The sequence below is a fragment of the Methylomonas sp. Uni0011 genome (genome assembly GCF_056850255.1).
The window spans coordinates 34,661-55,734 of the sequence record NZ_JBVVNO010000008.1 but is presented as its reverse complement, the minus strand read 5'-3'; the positions used below and the strand labels follow the sequence as shown (position 1 = coordinate 55,734).

The following is a 21,074-nucleotide window of genomic DNA, read 5'->3' as shown; positions in this document are numbered from 1 at the left end:
GTTTTGGCGGAGCGGACGGGGCTCGAACCCGCGACCCCCGGCGTGACAGGCCGGTATTCTAACCAACTGAACTACCGCTCCAAAGTCTGGTGGGTGCTGAGGGGTTCGAACCCCCGACCCTCGCCTTGTAAGGGCGATGCTCTCCCAGCTGAGCTAAGCACCCGACTAAAGAGCGACTAGTTTACAGCATCTTTTAAAGATTTGCCAGCTTTAAATGAAGGAATTTTTGCGGCTTTAATGGTGATCTCTTCGCCGGTTTGCGGGTTGCGGCCTTTACGTTCCGCTCTTTCTTTAACATCGAAAGTACCGAAACCAACCAGGGCAACGGAATCGCCTTGTTTCAATGCGTCTTCAACGGCTTTGATAAAACCATCCAGAGCCCGACCAGCATCGGCTTTTGTCAACTGTGACGCACTGGCAATAGCGTCAATAAGTTCCGATTTATTCATTTATTTCCCCTTAGGATGTCGTTGTATTAATTATGCTCGGCAAACAAACACGTGTTTTGCCCGCCCACCGGTTATTCCACCAACCCGAATACGGCCTCTCCTCTGCGAGAGGCCGACATTTATATCAACGGGCTGCGATCGGTGTCAAGCGTTAGGAGCCTTGGAAACCACGATTTTTGCGGTTTCCAAGGATTTTAACCCATGCTTAATGTGCCACTACCCCGGACTGTTTTACCTCGACCTTTGCGCTAGTCGCATCGGCCAATTCAGCCGGAGAAAGAGGGGTTGGCATACGTTGTAAGGCCAATTCCAAAACTTCGTCGATCCAACGTACGCACTTGATCGCCAGATTGCGTTTGATGTTTTCCGGAATCTCAGCCAAGTCTTTTTCGTTTTCGGCAGGAATGACCACGGTAGCGATGCCGCCTCGGTGTGCGGCAAGCAGTTTTTCCTTCAAACCACCGATGGGCAAAACCTCCCCGCGCAGGGTAATCTCGCCGGTCATCGCCACGTCGGCCCGCACAGGAATCTTGGTCAGCGCCGAGATAATCGCGGTGCACATACCAATACCGGCGCTCGGTCCGTCTTTCGGCGTCGCTCCTTCCGGAACGTGGATGTGAATGTCGCTCTTCTGGAACACTTCGCTGTCGATACCTAATATACCGGCCCGACTGCGCGCAACCGTTACGGCGGCTTCGATAGACTCCTTCATCACATCGCCAAGCTTGCCGGTAGCCAATTGCTTACCCTTACCAGGCATGACTGCGGTCTCTATCGTCAGCAGTTCGCCGCCGACTTCGGTCCAAGCCAGACCGGTTACTTGGCCGATTTGGTCGCTATCCTCGGCCATGCCGTAGCTGAACCGGCGCACACCAAGGTACTTGTCCAAGTTCTTTTCGGTAATGGAGGTCCGCGACTTTTTCGCTTTGAGTAACAAATCCTTAACTACTTTACGGCAAATCTTCGATATTTCCCGCTCCAGGCCGCGCACCCCGGCTTCCCGAGTGTAGTAACGCACAATATCTTTGACCGCGCCTTCCGAGATATGGATTTCCGACTCGATCAAGCCGTTACTCTTGATCTGCTTCGGAATCAAGAACCGGGTCGCGATATTGATTTTCTCGTCTTCGGTGTACCCGGCCAAGCGAATGATTTCCATTCTGTCCAGCAAGGCTGGCGGAATATTCATTGTGTTGGCGGTAGCAACGAACATCACGTCGGACAAATCGAAATCGACCTCCAGGTAGTGGTCGGAAAACGTGTGGTTCTGCTCGGGGTCCAGCACCTCCAACAACGCCGATGCCGGGTCGCCGCGAAAATCCGCCGCCATTTTGTCGATTTCATCGAGCAGGAACATCGGATTGCGGGTTTTGATCTTCGCCAGATTCTGCAGAATCTTCCCCGGCATCGAACCGATGTAGGTCCGGCGATGACCGCGAATCTCCGCCTCGTCTCGGACGCCGCCCAGGGCCATGCGCACGTATTTACGATTGGTAGCACGGGCAATCGATTGTCCCAACGAGGTTTTACCAACCCCCGGAGGCCCGACCAAGCACAAAATCGGCCCTTTCAACGCTTTGACCCGTTGTTGAACCGCGAGGTATTCGAGAATGCGTTCCTTGACTTTTTCCAGACCGAAATGTTCGGCTTCCAATACCTCTTCGGCCACTTTCAAATCGTGGCGAACCTTGGTTTTTTTCTTCCAAGGCACGTTAACCATCCAGTCGATATAATTCCGAACCACTGTAGCTTCCGCGGACATCGGCGACATCATCTTCAATTTGTTCAGCTCGGCGGTTGCCTTGGTTTTCGCTTCGGCACTCATACCCGCAGCGGCGATTTTCTTTTCCAGCTCTTCGATTTCGTTGCCGGCCTCATCCATTTCGCCCAACTCTTTCTGAATCGCCTTCATTTGCTCATTCAGGTAGTATTCGCGCTGGTTCTTTTCCATCTGTTTTTTGACGCGGCCGCGAATCTTCTTCTCCATTTCCAGAATATCGACTTCGCCTTCCATCAGCGTCATCAGGTTTTCCAGACGCTTGGCCACGTCGACCATTTCCAGCATCTCTTGTTTTTCCTCGACCTTCAGCGCCATATGCGCCGCCATCGTATCGGCCAGACGGCTGGGATCGTCAATGCCGGACAAAGAATTCAAGACTTCGGGCGGAATTTTGTTATTCAGCTTCACGTATTGATCGAAGGAGTTAATCGCGGTGCGTTGCAGCACTTCCGCCTCCTGCTCGGAAATATTCATTTCGTCCGCTAACTCGATGACGCTGGCAGCGCAATAACTGTCGACTTCGCAGTATTGGATCACCGAACAGCGTTGGCTACCCTCCACCAGCACTTTCACGGTGCCATCCGGCAATTTCAGTAATTGCAGGATATTGGCCAACGTTCCGACCTTATACAGATCGTCGAATCCCGGTTCGTCGACATCGGCTTGTTTCTGGGCTACCAGCAGCACCTGCTTATCTTGCTTGATAGCGGCATCGAGTGCGTCGATAGACATGCCTCGGCCGACAAACAACGGGATTACCATGTGCGGGTAAACCACCACGTCCCGTAAAGGCAGGACTGGAATCAGTTCGTCTTGGTTTTTCAAATCGGTCATTTCAATTGCTCCCGGAGCACGTCAATACACACCCAATCCTATATGAGGACGATCCTGGAGAAAACAAGTATCTTAAATTCAGCGCAAAAAAAAGGAGTTTGGTATCAGCCAAACTCCCGGATTTTGTTTCGGCTCAAGCAAAGCCGGATGTTTCAGACTAAGAAGCGTCGGAAACGGCCATTTTCGGCTCGGTTTCGTAAACCAAAATCGGTTCGGAATTACCCGATATCACGCTTTCGTCGATCACGACTTTCGAAATTTTGTCGTTGGACGGCAATTCGTACATCGTATCCAGCAAAACATTTTCGACGATAGTACGCAGGCCGCGGGCACCAGTCTTTCGTTCCATCGACTTGCGGGCAATCGCCGCCAATGAATCGTCTCTGAATTCCAGTTCGGCACCTTCCATTTCGAACAGATGCTTGTACTGCTTGATTAACGCATTTTTCGGCTGCGTCAGGATTTGAATCAACGCCGCTTCGTCCAACTCGTCCAAAGTCGCAATCACCGGCAAACGGCCGACGAACTCCGGAATCAAACCGTATTTAATCAAATCCTCTGAACGCACGTCGGCAAAAATCTCACCGACATTTCGACTGTCATCCTTGGTTTTGACTTCGGCGGCAAAACCGATACCGCCTTTTTCGGTACGGTTTTTGATGACTTTATCTAGGCCGGCAAAAGCGCCACCGACGATAAACAGAATGTTCGCCGTGTTGACTTGCAGAAAATCCTGCTGCGGATGCTTCCGTCCGCCTTGCGGCGGCACCGAAGCTACCGTGCCTTCGATCAGCTTCAGCAGCGCCTGTTGCACCCCTTCGCCGGACACATCCCGCGTAATCGACGGGTTATCGGCTTTACGGGAAATTTTGTCGATCTCATCGATGTAGACGATGCCGGTCTCGGCCTTCTCTACGTCGTAGTCGCACTTTTGCAGGATCTTCAGGATGATGTTTTCAACGTCTTCGCCAACATATCCGGCTTCGGTCAAAGTCGTTGCGTCTGCGATCGTAAACGGTACATCCAACAATCTGGCCAGCGTTTCCGCGAGCAGGGTCTTACCGGAACCGGTCGGACCTATCAACAGAATATTACTTTTCGCCAACTCGACATCGCTTTTCTTGCTGTTGCTACGCAGGCGTTTGTAATGATTGTAAACGGCCACTGCCAAAATTTTCTTGGCGTTTTCCTGGCCGATTACGTAATTATCCAATTCAGCTTTGATTTCTTTGGGCTTAGGTAACGCACCGCCGGATACCGCCATTTCGTCTTCGAGCAATTCATCCCTGATGATGTCGTTACAAAGTTCGACACACTCGTCGCAAACATAAACGGATGGCCCGGCAATCAGTTTCCGCACTTCATTTTGGCTTTTACCGCAAAAAGAACAGTAAAGAAGTTTTTCGTCGTCTTTACCTTTCTTGTCTCTACTCATAGACAGACTCCACCGTTTCACTTCGCTTCATCACAGAGATGAAATACTTCAAAAACCAATAGTAAACTCCCCCGCACATCGCGGCAACCGGGGTGCGTTGCTGTTAACCGCTACGACTGGTCAACACCTTATCGATCAAACCATAATCCACGGCCTGTTCCGCACTCAGAAAATTATCCCTATCGGTATCCTGTTCGATCTTCTGCAAGGACTGGCCGGTGTGGTGCGCCAACACCTTGTTCAACCGATCCCGAATCTGCAGGATTTCTCTTGCATGGATGTCGATATCCGAGGCCTGTCCCTGGAAACCACCCAAAGGCTGATGAATCATGACCCGGGAATGCGGCAAGCAATAACGCTTACCGGCCGCACCGCCCGCCAACAACAACGCTCCCATACTGGCCGCCTGGCCGATGCACATGGTGCTGACGTCCGGCTTGATAAACTGCATCGTGTCGTAGATCGCCATACCCGCAGTTACCGAACCGCCCGGCGAATTGATGTACAGGTGAATATCCTTATCCGGGTTTTCCGATTCCAGGAACAGTAGCTGGGCCACAACCAGATTGGCCATGTAATCCTCAACCTTGCCCACCAGAAAAATGACCCGCTCCTTCAGTAAGCGGGAGTATATATCAAACGATCTTTCCCCACGGGCTGTTTGTTCAACCACTATCGGCACTAGACCGCCCGCCGCTTGCGGCGCCATCATTTCGCTAATCACATTTTGGTTAAACACGTTAAGCCCTCATTGTCACTATCGTTCCATTACCTGATCAAAACCGACGGTCACGTCGGCGACTTTAGCCTGACTTACGATCCATGCCACAGCCTGATCCTCGAGAACCATTTGTTGCACGTCGTTCAGCCGAGACTTGTCTGCATAATACCAGTTCACGACGTCTTCAGGGCGCTCATAACTCTTCGCCATGTCTTCGATAACCGAACGAACTTTGTCGGCATCAACCTTCAATTCGTTTTTATGAATCACTTCGCCCAAAATCAAGCCCAAGGCCACGCGGCGCTTGGCTTGCTCTTCGAACATATCCCGCGGCAGATTCAGGTCTTCCAATTTCAAACGCATGTTCTTGGCCCGTTCCGCGTAAGGCTTCATCAGGGCTTGAATTTCCTGGTCGATCAATGCATTGGGGATCGACACCGAAATGTACTCGAACAACGCATCCATCACGGCGGTTTTCAATTTGTTTTTCAAGCCTTGCGCCAACTCCCGCTCCATGTTGGCGCGCACATCGGCGCGGAAGGTTACCGCATCGCCGTCTTCGACGCCGTAGGCTTTGATGAAGTCGGCATCGACTTCGGGCAACACAGGCTCCTCGACTTTAACCAATTCGACTTCGAACTCAGCCGGTTTGCCGGCCAGCTTTTCACTGTTGTATTTTTCCGGAAAAGTCACAGCAAATGTTTTGCTTTCGCCGACGTTCAGGCCTTTCAGCTCGTCTTCGAAACCGGGGATCATCTGCTTGCCGCCGATCTCGACCTGATAGTTTTCGACCTTGCCGTCGGTGAAGTTTTCGCCTTCGCAAACACCGGAAAAATGGATCGAAACTCTGTCGCCTTCTTGCGATGCGCGTTCGACGCCGTTCCAGGTTTTCTTCTGTTGCCGCAACTTTTCGACCATGTTATCGACATCGCTTTCTTCGACGCTCGCATTAGGCCGTTCGATTTGCAAGTTGTCGATGCCGTCCAACGCGATTTCCGGATACACTTCAAACTCGGCGACGTATTCGAATCCCTCGGTTTTCTCGCTGGGATGGATATGAGGATGACCAGCCGGATTCAAATCCTGCTGTTGCAAAGCTTCAAAGTAAGTCGACTGAATCAAGTCGCCGGTGACTTCGTTTCTGACCCGATCGCCATAAAGTTTTTTCACCATACTCGCAGGCACTTTACCCGGGCGGAATCCATCGACTTTGACGGTGCGCGCCAGTGTTTTGAAGCGAGTTTCCATTTTTTCCTGAACTACGGCGTCTGGAATGCTGACAGTCATTTTCCGGCTTAATTCTGATGTCTTCTCGACAGAAACTTGCATTGCTTTACCTCGATAACTAAAAAATAGGAATTTATGATTCGGGAGAATCGTCGACGATGTTCAAATCCGGGGAGCTTTACGGTCGTAAAGTGACGCATTAAGCGGGTATGGTGCGAGCGGAGAGACTCGAACTCTCACGGGGTTACCACTGGAACCTAAATCCAGCGCGTCTACCAATTTCGCCACGCTCGCAAAACAAAAGAACGCGGCATTATAATCAGCCGACCCGGCAAAAACAACTTCGGTTACCTTTTTTCTATGAGGCAATACGCCACTTCCAGCATGAATATTCGACTGCGCGGCGCAATCTCCGCTTTGGCATTAGCCCTTACGGCGGGCGCAAAGCCGGCACTGGCGGACGGACAAATCCCATTCGCCCACAAAGTGGTTTTTGAGAATCAACAACATCCGGTCTACGTGGCTATCGCCAATAGCGCCGAGCAACGGGAATTGGGTTTGATGTTCCGCCGCGAGCTCGGCCCGGACCAAGGCATGCTATTCGTTTATGCGGATCAACGCCCGCGCAGCATGTGGATGAAAAATACGATGATCGCGCTCGACGTGCTATTCGTCTCCGCAGACGCCAGGATCGCCGCCGTCCTGAAAAACCTGCCTCCCTGCAGAATCGACCCTTGCCGGATCTACGACTCGCAGATTCCGGCGCAGTACATGCTGGAATTGCCGGCCGGCTCTATCGACCGGCACGCAATCGACATCGGCCAGAAATTGGTCTTGCCCGAGGGCCTAGCCACTGCCGACAGGAATTAAGGCCCATTGACATCCTCGGCATCGCCTTCATACGGCGTTGCGTATTTGCATTCCTTCTGCGGGCAGACTTTTTCGGTGCCCCGGCGCTTCGTGGTTTTCAAGGTCAGAATCGGCCAATGACAATCCGGACATTCTTCCTTGATCGGCGCATCCCATAACGCATAATCGCATTTTGGGTATTCCGAACAGGAGTAGAAAATCTTACCGCTGCGTGCCTTGCGCTTCAAAATCGCGCCTTTTTTGCACTGCGGGCATTCGACCCCGGTATCCTGAGGCTTTTCCAGCGGTTCGATGTGCTTGCATTTCGGATAAGCGCTGCAACCGACAAACTTGCCGTAACGCCCGGTCTTGATCACCAACGCCGACTCGCACTTCGGGCAGACGCGACCTTCGACCACTTCCGGCTCGTTAGCCGCCACCGCATTGTCTTCGCCGAGATTGCGGGTGTAAGAACAAGTCGGATAATTGGTACAACCGATGAAACGGCCGTTCCGGCCCAACCGGATCGACAAGGCGCTGCCGCATTCCGGGCATTTTTCGTCGATACTTTCTTGCGTGACATCCTTGCGCTGTACGCTTTCTTCTTTCTCGTTGATCAACTGGGTAAACGGCCGCCAGAAATCGTTCATCAACGGAATCCAATCCTTTTCGCCGCGGGATACCGCGTCCAGTTCGTCCTCCAGATTAGCGGTAAAACCGTAGTCAACGTACTTGGTGAAATGCTCGGTCAGGAATTTGTTGACGATGCGACCGACATCGGTCGGATAGAAACGCTTGTTTTCTATCGTCACATATTCGCGATTTTGCAGTGTCGAAATGATGGTCGCATAGGTCGAAGGCCGGCCAATGCCGTGTTCTTCCAAAGCCTTGACCAAACTGGCCTCGCTATAACGCGGCGGCGGCTCGGTAAAATGCTGGGTGGCGACGATCTCCTGCAGCTTCACCGGCCGCCCTTCCTCCATCGGCGGCAGAATACTTTCCTGGTCGTCCGCCGCTTCTTTGCTGTCGTCGACGCCTTCCAGATAAACCATCATGAAGCCGGGATTGGTCACGGTGGAACCGGTGGCGCGAAACACATTTTTTTCGCTACCGCAGTTCAAATCCACGGCCACAAGATTCAGAGTGGCATGGATCATCTGACAAGCTACGGTACGCTTCCAGATTAAATCGTAAAGTTTGTACTGCTCAGCCGTCAGCCGGCCTTTGACCTGCTCCGGCAAACGTTGCACCGAGGTCGGCCGAATAGCCTCGTGAGCTTCTTGTGCGTTTTTTGACTTGGTTTTAAATTCGCGCGGCTGTTTCGGCACGTTCTCGGCACCGTATTTCTCGGCAATCAGAGCGCGAATATCGGCAACAGCTTCTTCTGCCAGATTCACCGAGTCGGTACGCATATAAGAGATTAAACCGACGGTTTCGCCACCGAGATCAATGCCCTCGTACAACTGCTGGGCAACCATCATCGTGCGCTTGGTGGTAAACCCCAGTTTCCGCGCCGCTTCCTGTTGCAAGGTCGACGTGATAAACGGCGGTGCCGGATTCCTGTTGCGCTGTTTCTTCTCCAGCTTGGCAACGATCAGCTGGCCGTCGGCTTCGGCCAACAAAGCCTGTTTGACCTGATGGGCCTGCGCTTCTTCAGTAAAGCTGAATTGGTTGAGCTTTTCGCCGTTGAAATGCGTCAGTTTGGCTTTGAAAGGCTGACCCTGGGCATTGGCTTCGGCAGTATGCGACCAGTATTCGCGGGTCTTAAACGCTTCGATCTCCATCTCGCGCTCGACGATCATCCGCAACGCCGGACTTTGCACTCGGCCGGCGGACAAACCGCGGCGGATTTTTTTCCACAACAACGGCGACAAATTGAAGCCCACTAGATAATCCAAGGCCCGCCGCGCCTGTTGGGCATTGACCAGACTGTTGGATAACTCGGTCGGATGTGCAATGGCTTCGGTGACAGCCTTCTTGGTGATTTCGTGAAACACCACCCGCCGCACCTCTTTGTCCTTCAGGAGCTTTTTCTCCTTCAAATGCTCGAACACGTGCCAGGAAATCGCCTCGCCTTCCCGATCCGGGTCGGTCGCCAAATAAAGCGTATCCACATCTTTAATGGCCTTACCGATTTCCTGCAGATGGCGCTGGTTGCGGTCGATAACCTGATACTTCATCGCAAAGCCGTTCTCCGGATCGACTGCGCCTTCTTTGGGTATCAAATCGCGAACATGGCCGTAGGAGGCGAGAACCTGAAAATCTTTACCCAGGTATTTTTCGATGGTTTTGCATTTCGCAGGCGACTCTACAATGACTAAACTTTTGCTCATACAGTCGTAAAAGCCTCAGTGTAAAGAACTAGGTATCAAATCGTAGACGATGTCTTCCATTCTGGAAAAAGCGGCACTGTCACCGGGTTGGCTCAATAGCACCATCAACACGATCCACTTCAATTTGTCTAGGGTGATATTTTCGTCTTTCAAGGCCATCGCCCGGTCGATGGCAATCTCGCGGTTGCCCGGAGTCAGAATGCCGGCGTGTTCCAAGTACATCAGAAAGTCACGGCATTCCAAATCGAAAACAGCGTTTTCCTGCTGGCTAAAAATCCGGAAAGACGACGAAATCGCCGGCGATATGCTGTCCATTTCCGCGAGCGACTCCAGCCAATCGAAGGCTTTATTGACGTCCGGCTGCTGAAAACCGGCATCCAACAATTCGCTGGCAATGATTGAAGTATCGGGGTAGTTATCGCTGTCGCCATCCAGATAGTTTTCAAACAGATATATCAGCACATCAAAAATATCTTCTTTCATTAGAACCTTTATTTGATTCGAAGGTAGCTACCGCCGGCGATACCGGCCACGTAGCCCTGCAGCTCCAACACCAGCAACATCGAGGAGACCTCTTCTACCGTCCAAGTACCTGCGTGCACCAAAGCATCTACCGTTGTGGGGCTATACGGAATCAAATTCAATAGATTTTGTTGTTCCAGGTCAAGCACAGTCTGCGCCGATTCCGGCTCGGTTCGCATACTTTGTTGATTATATTGGCCTAATTCTTCAAAAATATCCTCGGCGGTCTCCACCAGTTTCGCACCTTGCCGAATCAGGGCATTGCAGCCGCGTGCCAACGGGTTATGGATCGAACCCGGAATCGCAAACACCTCCCGATTCTGCTCCAGGGCCAGCCGCGCCGTGATCAGCGACCCGCTCTGCTGCGCCGCCTCCACCACCAGCAAGCCCAGGCATAGGCCGCTGATGATGCGATTCCTGAGCGGGAAATGACTGGCCTTGGCGCCGGTGCCGGGCGGAAATTCGGACACCAAAGCGCCGTGCTCGACGATTTGCGTGGCCAAGTCCTTGTGCCGGGCCGGATATACCCGATCCAGCCCGGTGCCGGCCACGGCAACGGTACGGCCGTTGGCGTTCAAAGCCCCTTGGTGGCTGGCGGCATCGATGCCCAACGCCAAACCGCTGGTGATGACCAATCCGGCGGCCGCCAGCGTTTCGGCAAATTGCAGAGCGGTACTGACTCCGACCGGAGACGGATTGCGACTGCCGACGATCGCCAATTGCGGCTCGGCCAATACGGCCGGATCGCCTTTGACGAACAGCACCGGCGGCGGCCGGTCGATTTCTTTCAATTGGGGAGGATAGTCCGGATCCCGCAGCGTAAACGCATGGTTACCGGTTTGTGCCAGCCAAGCCAGATCCGTTTCGACGGCCTGCCAGTCGGGCGCTTGCAACACGGAGATTAACTTGTCGCTGATTCCGAGAGCGCCAAGGCTGGCGCGGGAGGCAGTAAAAATAGCTTCAGGTTGAAAATGCTCCAGCAAGCGCTGAATCGTTCCGCCGCCGACGCCCGGCATGCGCAACAAGGCCAACCAGTATTTCAGCTCGGAATCGCGCGCGAGGTCCAATTCAGTCAACCGATCGAGCCGCTCGCCCCGGAGCACTTAAGATCAGGTCGCGCCATACCGTAAAGGTCAAGGCGTCTGCACCCGGTCCAAGGTGTGCATCGCGGCCGACGCTTTCATCACCAAGGCATAGCTGACCCGCTCGAAGGTCCGGAACACCATCAGTTCGCCGGCCAGCTCGTCCGGCATTTTCACAGCAACCCCTTCCGGAGACTGGTAGCGGTCCAACAAGAAGTTACCGCGCCGGTAAACGTCGAACACATGGCCGACTTCGATACCGTCGGCCGTTCCTTTATCGATCACCACCACGTCGTGCTGGCCGATCTGGGATACGCCGCCCATCACCCGGATAATACTGCCGACGATTTGTTTTTCCGGCGGCCGCGGGAAGTAGTTCAACGCCAATTCGCCTTCGGACGTCAGCATCAAGCGGTCGCCGCGCTGAACCTCCATATCCGATTTATTGATGAGCAGCGTCGCCGGATCGCCGGGCTGTTGCAACGTGGTATCGGCAATGAACTGCGCCTCGTAACCCAAAATCTCTTTGGTAACCGGGCTGATGTAAGGTTTGCCCTGCCGGTAGATCGTATAACCCAAGCCCTGTGGCTCCTCGATCGCCCGCACGTAAACCCCGTCGCCAGCACCGGCGATCAGATGCTCGCCAACAAAACCGATCACGTAGGGCGCACGATGCAATTCATCGGCCGTCACCACTTTCGGCGAATTCAGAAACTGGATAATCGCATCACTCGGCACCATCCGTATGGCTTGTTCGACCGAAGATTCGCGAACCCGTGGCAACAGTTTTTCTTCAGTTGCATCGCCCGGAGCGAAACTTAACCTGGGTTTGCCGTCAACATAAGAAAAGTACAAAGTATCACCCGGATAAATCCAGTGCGGGTCTTTAACTTGCGGATTGTTATGCCAGAGTTCGGGCCATTGCCAAGGATGTTGCAAAAACTTGCCGGAGATATCCCACAGCGTGTCGCCTTTTACCACCGTGTATTGGTCGGGATGATTGGGGTTGATCTGCAATTCGTCGGCGCGTGCAGTTGCCGCGGCCAACAACGAAAATGCAATACCCAGAGCGGTGCGAAGCAACATATATCTATCCTGCCGAAGCCAGTAACGTGTTCGATCCGATCTCTAACAGCCGAAACCGGGCGTAGTATGAGCCGGCCGGCGCTATCGCCGCCGGCCGCCAATAGAATTTGCCGCACAGTTTAGATGAATTGACGCAGATTGCCAGCAGTACGCCGCGGCTCGCCAGCCTGCCGCAGCATGCAAACCCAGGCTGATTTCGGATAGAATCGCCGACATTGATTTCAGCAATACGGAGTAAGGCGTGAGTATTCTTACGATTTTGGAGTTCCCCGACAAACGCTTGCGCACGGTCGCCAGCGAGGTGGAGCGAGTCGACGACGGCATCAGAAAACTGGTCGACGACATGATCGAAACCATGTATTCGGCCAAGGGCGTCGGCTTGGCCGCAACCCAGGTCAACGTCCATAAACGCGTGATCGTGATGGATGTCTCCGAAAACAAAGACAATCCAATCTGCCTGATCAACCCGCAAATCGTCGAACGCGACGGCGTTGAAGAATCCGAAGAAGGCTGCTTGTCCGTACCCGGCTTCTTCGAAAAAGTCAGCCGCGCCGAACAGATCAAAGTCAAAGCGCTCGATCGTAACGGCGACAGTTTCGAACTCGACGCCCGCGACTTGTTGGCGGTTTGCATCCAACACGAAATGGACCATCTGGAAGGTAAGCTGTTCGTCGATTATCTGTCGGCATTCAAGCGTAACCGAATAAAATCCAAACTGGATAAGATCCACCGCTCACAGGGCGTATAAGGACAACCATGAAAATCGTTTTTGCCGGCACCCCGGAATTCGCGGTGCCAACGTTGCAAACCCTGATAGATTCGCCGCACGAAGTTATCGCCGCCTATACCCAACCGGACCGGCCGGCCGGCCGCGGCCGTAAATTGACGGCCAGTCCGATCAAAGATTTGGCGTTGACGGCCGGCATCCCGGTGGCCCAGCCGGAAAACTTCAAAACCGCCGAAGCCATCCAAGCCCTGGCCGATTTAAAGCCCGAGTTGCTGGTTGTGGTCGCCTACGGCCTGATCTTGCCGCAAGCGGTACTCGATATTCCCAAGTTCGGCTGCATCAACGTCCACGGCTCCTTATTGCCGCGCTGGCGCGGCGCGGCACCGATCCATCGTGCAGTGATGGCCGGCGATGCCAAAACCGGCGTCACGATCATGAAAGTCGTCAAAAAACTCGATGCCGGCGATATGCTGCTCAAGCTGGAATGCCCGATCAGTGCCGACGCCACCTCCAGCGAATTGCACGACCGCCTGGCCGAACTCGGCGCCCAAGGTTTGCTGCAAGTGGTGGACATGATTGAACGCGGTGCGTTGCAAGCCGAAGCTCAGGACGAGAGCCTGGTCACCTATGCCCATAAGCTGGAAAAACAGGAAGCGTTAATCGATTGGCGACAATCGGCGGTCGAACTGGACCGAAAAATTCGCGGCCTCAACGCCTGGCCGGTAGCGCAAACCACCTTTTCCGGCCAGATCTTGCGCGTTTGGCGCAGCGAAGTCTTGGCGAAGGCGGCGACCTTAGCGCCCGGCGCGATAGACAGTTCGGCGCAAGCCCTGGACGTCGCTACCGGCGACGGCATGCTTCGGTTACTGGAAGTGCAACTGCCAGGCGGCAAGCGTATCAACGGCAAGGATTTTCTGAACGCACATCCTGCCGCCGGCGTCGTACTCGGCTTATGAATCTTCGCGGCTGCGCGGCGCAAATTTTGGCCAAGGTCATCGGCGACGGCCAGTCGCTGACCGCCGCCCTGGAGCACGGCTTGCCCAAGCTGAAAGACAGCAAAGACAGGGCCTTCGTCCAAGCCTTATGCTACGGCGTGGTGCGCCATTATTACGCACTGGATTTCGCGTTAGGCAAACTGCTCGGCAAACCGCTAAAAGCCAAGGACGCCGACATCAAAACCCTGCTCCTGGTCGGCCTGTACCAATTGCAACACATGCGGGTCAAACCGCACGCCGCCGTCTCGGAAACCGTCGCCGCCACCAGCCACAAACCTTGGGCCAGAGGCTTGGTCAACGGCATACTCCGGCAGTATTTACGCGACGCAGACAACTTGTTGCAAGCCGCAGACCGGGATCAACAGGCCCGACTCAACCATCCGCAATGGATTATCGACGCGCTGTGCCGCGACTGGCTCGAACGCCACGAAAAAATTGTGCACGCCAACGACCAAGCCGCACCGATGTTTTTGCGGGTCAATCAACGGCAGACCAGTCGCGAAACCTACCTGGACCAATTGGCGGCGCAGGGCATTGCCGGGCAGCCGGTCGATTGCTGCGATACGGCGATTCGTCTGGATCAGGCCGTGGCGGTCGAGCAATTGCCCGGCTTCAGCGACGGCCGGGTCTCGGTACAGGACGGCGCCGCGCAACTGGCAGCCGAACTCCTCGACGCCCAAGCCGGCGACTGGGTACTGGACATGTGCGCGGCACCCGGCGGCAAGACCGCAGCGATTCTGGAACGGCAACCGGCATTGGCCGGACTAATGGCGATCGACGTCGACGCCCATCGCCTGCACCGGGTCGAGGAAAATCTGGCCCGGCTGCATTTGCAGGCCGAAACCTTGGTGGCCGACGCCGGAAACCCCGCCGATTGGGCCGGACCACGCCGTTTTCAGCGAATTTTGCTGGACGCTCCCTGCTCCGGTTTCGGCGTAATCCGCCGCCACCCGGACATCAAATTGCTGCGTCGACCGGATGACATTGCGGTATTGCAGGCCACGCAAGCCAAAATCCTGCAGGCCGCATGGCAACTACTCACTCCCGGCGGCGTTCTGCTTTACGCTACCTGCTCGGTATTGAAAGTCGAAAACGAGCAGCAAATCGCCGCATTTCTGGCGACCCACAGCGACGCCGAAGAGCTGGCCATCGAGGGGCATTGGGGCCTGACCCGCCCGCACGGCCGGCAAATCTTGACCGGAGAACGGCAAATGGACGGCTTTTATTATGCCAAGCTGCGCAAAGCGGTTTAGCCCCGGCCTGTTTGCGCTATGCCTAGCATTGGGTTCGGCGCCGGTGTGGGCCGGTAATTACGCCGCTCGGATAGAGTACGCCGAACTGCAAAGCGAACGCGATACGGCGATAATCGCCAGCCAGATCGAGTATCGGCTGAGCCCGGTCGCCAAAGAGGCGCTGGACAAAGGGGTACCGTTGACCTGGGACGTGGTCATGGAATTGCGCGAACCGGGCTGGCTGTGGGATAGCGTCGCCTATCGCAGCAAGCAACGCTACCGGCTGCAGTTTCACGCGCTATTGAACCAATATGCGGTGCAAACCCCGCAAAACCATAGCGAGATGTTTTTGACCCTGAGCGCCGCGCTGCATTTCATGGCCAGCGTGCGCGACCAGCAACCGATCCCGGCCACAGCCCTAGAGACCGGCCACTACTACCAACTGGCGGTGCGCAGCGAATTTAATCGCGAGGCACTGCCGATTCCGCTGCGCCCGGTGGCGTATCTGGACCACCGTTGGTTTCTTTCCAGCCATTGGAGCTTATGGCCTATTCAAAAATGAAGCTGCCGGCCAGCGCGTCAATCGTCATTTTGTTCGGTTTCGTGCTGCTTTCGCTGCAACTGATGAGCAGCGCCACCCAGGAGTCTTCGGAACTCGGCGAGTTGTATTCCTGGCTGTTGGTGATCAATACCCTGGGCTCGATCATCCTGCTCGGGCTGGTTGTCGTCAACGCCTACTCGCTGGTCCGCGAGCTGAAGAAAAAGGAAGCCGGCTCCAAACTCACCACGCGCATGGTCTCGCTGTTCGTATTGTTGGCGCTGGCCCCAGCCGCAATCGTGTTCTACTTCTCGGTGCAATTCCTGCACCAAGGCATCGACAGTTGGTTTAACGTCGAAATCGACCGGGCCATGGACGACGCGCTGGAACTGAGCCAGTCGGCGATGAATCAGCGCATGAATTGGCACATCAAGCAAACCAAGCAAATGGCCGAGCATTTGCAGCACAAATCGGAAACGCTGATTGCATTGGAAGTCGGTTCGTTGTGGCGCGAATCGGGGGCGCTGGAACTGGCGGTATTCAACAACCAGGGCCGAATTCTGGCCTCCAGCAGCATCAACCCCAGCGACATTCTGCCGCATTTGCCCGACGAGCAAATCTGGCTGCAGTTGAAACAGAACAAGGAATATTTTGCCTTCGATCCCGGCGACAACGACGAAATGTTGGTGCGCATCATCGTCGCGATCGAAGCCGACCAAAGCCGGTTTCTCCAGGTTTTGTATCCGATTCCGGTGCGGGTCACCGATTTGGCCGATTCGATCGAATTCGCCTTCATTCGCTACCAGGAAATGAATTTCCTGCGCGATTCGCTGAAAACCAGTTTTTCGCTGATCCTGCTGCTGGTGCTGCTGTTGAGTATGCTGGCGGCGATCTGGGTGGCCTTTATCAGCATCCGCAATATCGTCGCTCCGGTCAGGGAATTGGTAAAAGGCACCCAGGCCGTCGCCGACGGCGATTATCAGCAGCAATTGCCGGTAATGAGCCAGGACGATCTGGGCTTTCTGGTCGAATCGTTCAACCAGATGACCCGGCGCATCGCCCGCTCCCGCGACGAAACCCGCGCCGCCGGCCTGGAGGTGGAAAATCAGCGCGCCTACCTGGAAACCATCCTCGCCAACCTGACCGCCGGCGTCATCAGTTTCGACGCGGCATACTTCATCCGCACTGCGAATCAGGCCGCCTACCGGATTTTGCACATCCCGGTCAGCCATTTCGTCGGCCAGAATCTACCCGCCTTGGCCGAGCTGCATCCCGAACTGGCCGACGTGTTGACAGCAATCCAAAGCCTGCTGGAAAAAGCCGATGACATCTGGGAGCAGCGCATCGTGTTTCTCGGCCCGAACGGCCGCCAAGAGCTACTGTGCCGCGGTACGCCGCTGTTTTCGCAACACGGCGCCCACACCGGCGCCGTGGTGGTGTTCGACGACGTCACCGATTTGATTCAAGCCCAGAAAAACGCGGCCTGGGGCGAAGTCGCCCGGCGTCTGGCCCACGAAATCAAGAACCCATTGACGCCGATCCAACTGTCCGCAGAACGTTTGCAGCACAAGTTGTCCAAAGAACTGCAGGATGGCTCAGCCGAGTTTCTGCAACGCGGCACCCGCACCATCGTCCAGCAAGTGGAAGCGATGAAACGCATGGTCGACGACTTCTCCGAATACGCCCGGCCGTCGAAAAAGCAGGTCGAAAAAATCAACCTGGTGGATTTGATCCAGCAGATCACTACGCTGTACCTGCCGTCCGGAATTAGCTTCGCGATGGCCGCCGCCAGCCAGCACGTCATTGTCGAAGTCGATCCTGTCAGCATTCGCCAGGTGCTGCATAACCTGATCAAGAACGCGCAAGAAGCCACTGGGGAAAAATGCCATATCGCCATTAAAATCGGCAAAGTCACGCGCAATAACACCGATTATGTCGAAGTCGGTTTGTACGACAACGGCAGCGGCCTGAATGCGGATCAGATCGAAACCATTTTCGAACCCTACGTCACCAGCAAATCCAAGGGTACTGGTTTGGGCCTGGCCATCGTCAAAAAAATCGTGGAAGAACACGGCGGCGTGATTTGGGTGGATACGGCATATAATGGCGGCGCTGGCTTTCTGCTCCAGCTACCGGTTTTTGAATTTGGAACGATGCATGAATAAACAAGCGCCCTACATATTGGTGGTCGACGACGAACAGGATATTCGCGAACTGGTGTCGGAGATTTTGGAAGACGAGGGCTATCAAGTCGCGATGGCCGAAAATGCCACGGAAGCGAAGAAACTGAAAAACCAGCGCCAGCCGAATCTGATTTTGTTGGACATCTGGATGCCCGATAGCGACGGCATCACGCTGTTGCGGGAATGGGTCGGCGAAGACAGCTCACTCTGTCCGGTAATCATGATGTCCGGTCACGGCTCGGTCGAGTCGGCAGTCGAAGCCACCCGCCTCGGCGCTTACGATTTTCTGGAAAAACCGCTGTCGATGGCAAAATTGCTATTGATCGTCGAGCGCGCCCTGGAGACCAGTTCCTTGCAGCGGGAAAACGCCGGCCTGAAGCAGCAATTGATGATAGGCGTGGAGCCGGTCGGCAAAAGCGCCGTGGTCGAGCGCACCAAAGACAAACTGAAACGTCTGGCGCAACACGACGCCCGCGTGCTGCTGGTCGGCGAAGCCGGCGTCGGCAAGGAAATGTACGCCCGCTACCTGCACAACAACAGCTCCCGCCGCGACGGCGCCTTTGTCGACGTCTCGGTCGGCAGCATCTCCCCGGAAAACGCGGCGGTCGAATTTTTCGGCCGCGAAGACAACGGCCGGATTTACCGCGGCCTGCTGGAGCAGGCCGACCGCGGCACGCTGTTCCTGGGCGAAATCGGCGGCATGGACCCGGAAACCCAAACCCGTCTGCTCAGTGCTTTGGAATCGAGTTCGTTCCTGCGGGTTGGCGGCAGCCAGGCCGTGCGGGTCGACGTGCGCGTGGTCGCCTCGACCCGAATGGCGCTGGAGGAAGAAGTCAACAGCGGCCGCTTCCGCCAGGACTTGTACTACCTACTGAACGTGGTGACGTTAGAAATTCCGCCGCTGCGCGAGCACAGCGAGGATGTACCGAGTCTGCTGAATTTTTACGTCGATCATTTCGTTGTGCACGAAAAACTGCCGTTCCGCCGCTTTTCGATGGCGGCGCAAAATTATCTGCGCAACTACAGTTGGCCCGGCAATGTCCGAGAATTGCGCAATCTGGTGCAGCGGCTGATGATTCTGGGTGCCGGCGATGACATCGAGTTAGACGAAGTCAAAGCAGCACTAGGTTCGATTGCCGAGCAGCCCAAACTGGGTTTGAACGTGCCGGAATTTTTCAACCTGCCGCTAAAAGAGGCCCGCGACCATTTCGAAAAATCCTATCTGGAGTACCATTTCGAAAAAAACGGCGGCAGCGTCGCCAAGTTAGCTGCGGCGATCGGCATGGAACGGACCCATTTGTACCGGAAACTGCATTCGCTGAAAATCAAGCTGTAATTGCAACTTGAAGTTAGCGGCCGGTTTAAGTAGAATGCCATGCTTTTACAGCTTCAACCGATTTTAAGAAAGCAACGATGAAAACATTTAGTGCAAAGCCCGCAGAAGTTAAGCGCGATTGGTACGTGATTGATGCAGAAGGAAAGACATTGGGTCGCCTTGCTACTGAAATTGCACGACGTCTTCGCGGCAAACATAAACCAGAATACACCCCGCACGTCGACACCGGCGACTACATCATCGTCGTCAATGCCGAAAAAATCGGCGTTACCGGCAACAAAGAAAAAGACAAAATGTATTACCGCCACACCGGTTATGTCGGCAACATGAAGTCCGCCTCTTTGGGCAAATTGAGACAAACCTTCCCCGACCGCATCATCACTACCGCAGTGCAAGGCATGCTGCCTAAAAACCCACTGGGCCGGGCGATGTTCAAAAAATTGAAAGTGTATGCCGGTCCGGAGCACAATCATCAGTCTCAACAACCTAAAGTTTTAGAATTCTAAGCAGGTAGATAGTTTATGGCAGCTCAATACTACGGAACAGGTCGCCGCAAAAGCTCGGTAGCCCGCGTTTACGCAACGGTCGGCACAGGCAAGTTCATCATCAACAACCGCCCTGTAGACCAATACTTCGGCCGCAAAACCGATGAAATGATCGCCAGACAACCTCTGGAACTGTTAGCCAAATCCGGCGACTTCGACATCAACATCATCGTCTCCGGCGGCGGCCCGTCCGGCCAGGCTGGCGCGATTCGCCACGGCCTGACCCGCGCACTGATGGAATACGACGAATCCCTGCGCTCTCCATTGAGAAAAGCCGGTTACGTGACTCGCGATGCCCGCGAAGTCGAGCGTAAAAAAATCGGTTTGCACGGCGCCAGAAAGCGTCCGCAATACTCGAAACGTTAAGAAACGATCGATCACAAAAAGCCGCACATCAGCGGCTTTTTTTTCGACTGCCGCATAGGCCTCGTCAAACACCCAGCCCCAACTCGCGAAAGCGGAACACACCGGACTTGTTCGGCGCCACCAACGCCGCAGCAGCATTGGCAACCGGTAACTCGACCACCGACCAAGCGTCGACAACCCCGAACTCGCCAGGAATCGCAACAAGCTGTCCGCCCGCTTCCAGCGCAAACTCGCACAAGTCCAAACCTGCCGCAATCCCACGCCCAACCGCCTTAACAAACGCCTCCTTCTTGACCCAGAGACGGTAAAAAGTCGGCAATTGCTGCTCGGTCGGTAATGCCGCCCACTCCCGATATTCCCGCACCGAGAAACAACGCCCGGCGAGCGCATGCAGATTTCGCCCGACTCGCAGACTCTCAACATCAACCCCCAACTCGCCGAGATCGGACACCGCAATCAGCAAATGATCTCCGGAATGAGAAATATTAAAATGCAGCCTTGCCCCCACTAACGCCGGCTTGCCGTACTCGCCCGACTCGAACACCAATTCCCGCGGCTCAACATCCAAATACCCGGCCAATGTGCAACGCAACAAGCCCCGCACCGCAACAAAGCCCTGGCGCCGCTCCGGGCGTTTATACTCTTGGCTCCGCTGTCGCTCCTGATCCGACAATAAGGCATCCCAAAAGGTTAAGGCCTTAGAATCCAGCCCCCTCAACTCGGCATGCCAAACATCAACAAATTGCGCCCGCAAAACATCCCTCCTCTTCAAAACCTGTCGCTGCTTACCGCGAAACCAAGCAAAACCCTTGGTTTTCCTTGACGAAACCGGCC

The 21,074-nt window shown here is 54.8% G+C and carries 19 protein-coding genes and 3 tRNA genes; 9 read left to right on the top strand and 13 right to left on the bottom strand.

What is annotated here, in order from left to right; translation table 11 throughout:
- Positions 1–4: 4 nt before the first annotated feature.
- The 8 genes from AC0IM9_RS11640 to AC0IM9_RS11605 all read right to left on the bottom strand — a co-directional run bounded on the left by AC0IM9_RS11640 (position 5) and on the right by AC0IM9_RS11605 (position 6,740).
- Positions 5–81 (bottom strand) — tRNA-Asp (locus tag AC0IM9_RS11640).
- Between the two features lie 6 nt (positions 82–87).
- A tRNA-Val gene (locus tag AC0IM9_RS11635) sits at positions 88–163 on the bottom strand.
- 13 nt (positions 164–176) lie between these two features.
- On the bottom strand, positions 177–449 hold the full coding sequence (gene hbs, locus AC0IM9_RS11630; RefSeq protein WP_020482925.1) for a non-specific DNA-binding protein Hbs: 273 nt from the start codon (positions 447–449) through the stop codon (positions 177–179).
- Between the two features lie 205 nt (positions 450–654).
- Positions 655–3,063 (bottom strand): endopeptidase La, encoded by a 2,409-nt coding sequence (gene lon, locus AC0IM9_RS11625; RefSeq protein ID WP_140913143.1) that lies wholly within the window; start codon positions 3,061–3,063, stop codon positions 655–657.
- A 157-nt stretch (positions 3,064–3,220) separates the two neighbouring features.
- The gene (gene clpX, locus AC0IM9_RS11620) at positions 3,221–4,498 is read right to left on the bottom strand and encodes an ATP-dependent Clp protease ATP-binding subunit ClpX (RefSeq protein ID WP_140913142.1); all 1,278 of its coding nucleotides are present in this window, start codon (positions 4,496–4,498) and stop codon (positions 3,221–3,223) included.
- 103 nt (positions 4,499–4,601) lie between these two features.
- A complete protein-coding gene (gene clpP, locus AC0IM9_RS11615) occupies positions 4,602–5,207 on the bottom strand; it encodes an ATP-dependent Clp endopeptidase proteolytic subunit ClpP (protein ID WP_140913164.1) in 606 nt (201 codons plus the stop codon).
- Between the two features lie 48 nt (positions 5,208–5,255).
- Positions 5,256–6,548: a trigger factor gene (gene tig, locus AC0IM9_RS11610; protein WP_482804095.1), complete on the bottom strand. Its 1,293-nt coding sequence runs from the start codon at positions 6,546–6,548 to the stop codon at positions 5,256–5,258.
- A gap of 108 nt (positions 6,549–6,656) precedes the next feature.
- Positions 6,657–6,740 (bottom strand) — tRNA-Leu (locus AC0IM9_RS11605).
- Between the two features lie 90 nt (positions 6,741–6,830).
- On the opposite strand from AC0IM9_RS11605, the gene AC0IM9_RS11600 reads away from it, so the two are divergent.
- Positions 6,831–7,316, top strand: a complete 486-nt coding sequence (locus AC0IM9_RS11600; protein ID WP_482804094.1) for a DUF192 domain-containing protein — start codon at positions 6,831–6,833, stop codon at positions 7,314–7,316.
- Here AC0IM9_RS11600 and topA read toward each other — a convergent pair.
- From topA to AC0IM9_RS11580, 4 genes are all read right to left on the bottom strand, one after another.
- The gene (gene topA / locus AC0IM9_RS11595) at positions 7,313–9,628 is read right to left on the bottom strand and encodes a type I DNA topoisomerase (RefSeq protein ID WP_482804093.1); all 2,316 of its coding nucleotides are present in this window, start codon (positions 9,626–9,628) and stop codon (positions 7,313–7,315) included. The two genes, AC0IM9_RS11600 and topA, sit on opposite strands and share 4 nt — an antisense overlap.
- A gap of 15 nt (positions 9,629–9,643) precedes the next feature.
- Positions 9,644–10,111 carry a Smg family protein gene (locus tag AC0IM9_RS11590; protein ID WP_140913138.1) on the bottom strand — a complete coding sequence of 156 codons (468 nt, stop codon included), beginning with the start codon at positions 10,109–10,111 and terminating at the stop codon, positions 9,644–9,646.
- An 8-nt stretch (positions 10,112–10,119) separates the two neighbouring features.
- Entirely contained in the window at positions 10,120–11,166 is a 1,047-nt protein-coding gene (gene dprA / locus AC0IM9_RS11585) for a DNA-processing protein DprA (protein WP_482804152.1), read from the bottom strand.
- Between the two features lie 117 nt (positions 11,167–11,283).
- Positions 11,284–12,318, bottom strand: a complete 1,035-nt coding sequence (locus AC0IM9_RS11580; protein WP_140913137.1) for a LysM peptidoglycan-binding domain-containing protein — start codon at positions 12,316–12,318, stop codon at positions 11,284–11,286.
- Between the two features lie 241 nt (positions 12,319–12,559).
- Here AC0IM9_RS11580 and def point away from each other — a divergent pair, with 241 nt between their 5' ends.
- From def to rpsI, 8 genes are all read left to right on the top strand, one after another.
- A complete protein-coding gene (gene def, locus AC0IM9_RS11575) occupies positions 12,560–13,066 on the top strand; it encodes a peptide deformylase (protein WP_140913136.1) in 507 nt (168 codons plus the stop codon).
- 8 nt (positions 13,067–13,074) lie between these two features.
- Positions 13,075–14,001, top strand: a complete 927-nt coding sequence (fmt, locus tag AC0IM9_RS11570) for a methionyl-tRNA formyltransferase (protein ID WP_482804092.1) — start codon at positions 13,075–13,077, stop codon at positions 13,999–14,001.
- On the top strand, positions 13,998–15,293 hold the full coding sequence (gene rsmB, locus AC0IM9_RS11565; RefSeq protein WP_482804091.1) for a 16S rRNA (cytosine(967)-C(5))-methyltransferase RsmB: 1,296 nt from the start codon (positions 13,998–14,000) through the stop codon (positions 15,291–15,293). The genes fmt and rsmB overlap by 4 nt, the downstream gene beginning before the upstream one ends.
- Complete coding sequence (locus AC0IM9_RS11560; RefSeq protein WP_482804090.1) at positions 15,268–15,834, top strand: DUF4390 domain-containing protein; 567 nt, start codon at positions 15,268–15,270, stop codon at positions 15,832–15,834. Before rsmB ends, AC0IM9_RS11560 begins: the two co-directional genes overlap by 26 nt.
- The gene (locus AC0IM9_RS11555; RefSeq protein ID WP_482804089.1) at positions 15,816–17,975 is read left to right on the top strand and encodes a sensor histidine kinase; all 2,160 of its coding nucleotides are present in this window, start codon (positions 15,816–15,818) and stop codon (positions 17,973–17,975) included. Before AC0IM9_RS11560 ends, AC0IM9_RS11555 begins: the two co-directional genes overlap by 19 nt.
- Positions 17,968–19,329, top strand: coding sequence for a sigma-54-dependent transcriptional regulator (locus AC0IM9_RS11550; protein WP_278212757.1), 1,362 nt, complete (start codon positions 17,968–17,970; stop codon positions 19,327–19,329). Before AC0IM9_RS11555 ends, AC0IM9_RS11550 begins: the two co-directional genes overlap by 8 nt.
- A 77-nt stretch (positions 19,330–19,406) precedes the next feature.
- Positions 19,407–19,835, top strand: a complete 429-nt coding sequence (gene rplM / locus AC0IM9_RS11545; protein WP_054759837.1) for a 50S ribosomal protein L13 — start codon at positions 19,407–19,409, stop codon at positions 19,833–19,835.
- A gap of 15 nt (positions 19,836–19,850) precedes the next feature.
- Positions 19,851–20,240: a 30S ribosomal protein S9 gene (gene rpsI, locus AC0IM9_RS11540; RefSeq protein ID WP_256609801.1), complete on the top strand. Its 390-nt coding sequence runs from the start codon at positions 19,851–19,853 to the stop codon at positions 20,238–20,240.
- A gap of 64 nt (positions 20,241–20,304) precedes the next feature.
- Here rpsI and AC0IM9_RS11535 read toward each other — a convergent pair whose 3' ends face one another.
- Positions 20,305–20,994 carry a 4'-phosphopantetheinyl transferase family protein gene (locus tag AC0IM9_RS11535; RefSeq protein WP_482804088.1) on the bottom strand — a complete coding sequence of 230 codons (690 nt, stop codon included), beginning with the start codon at positions 20,992–20,994 and terminating at the stop codon, positions 20,305–20,307.
- Positions 20,995–21,074 lie beyond the last annotated feature (80 nt).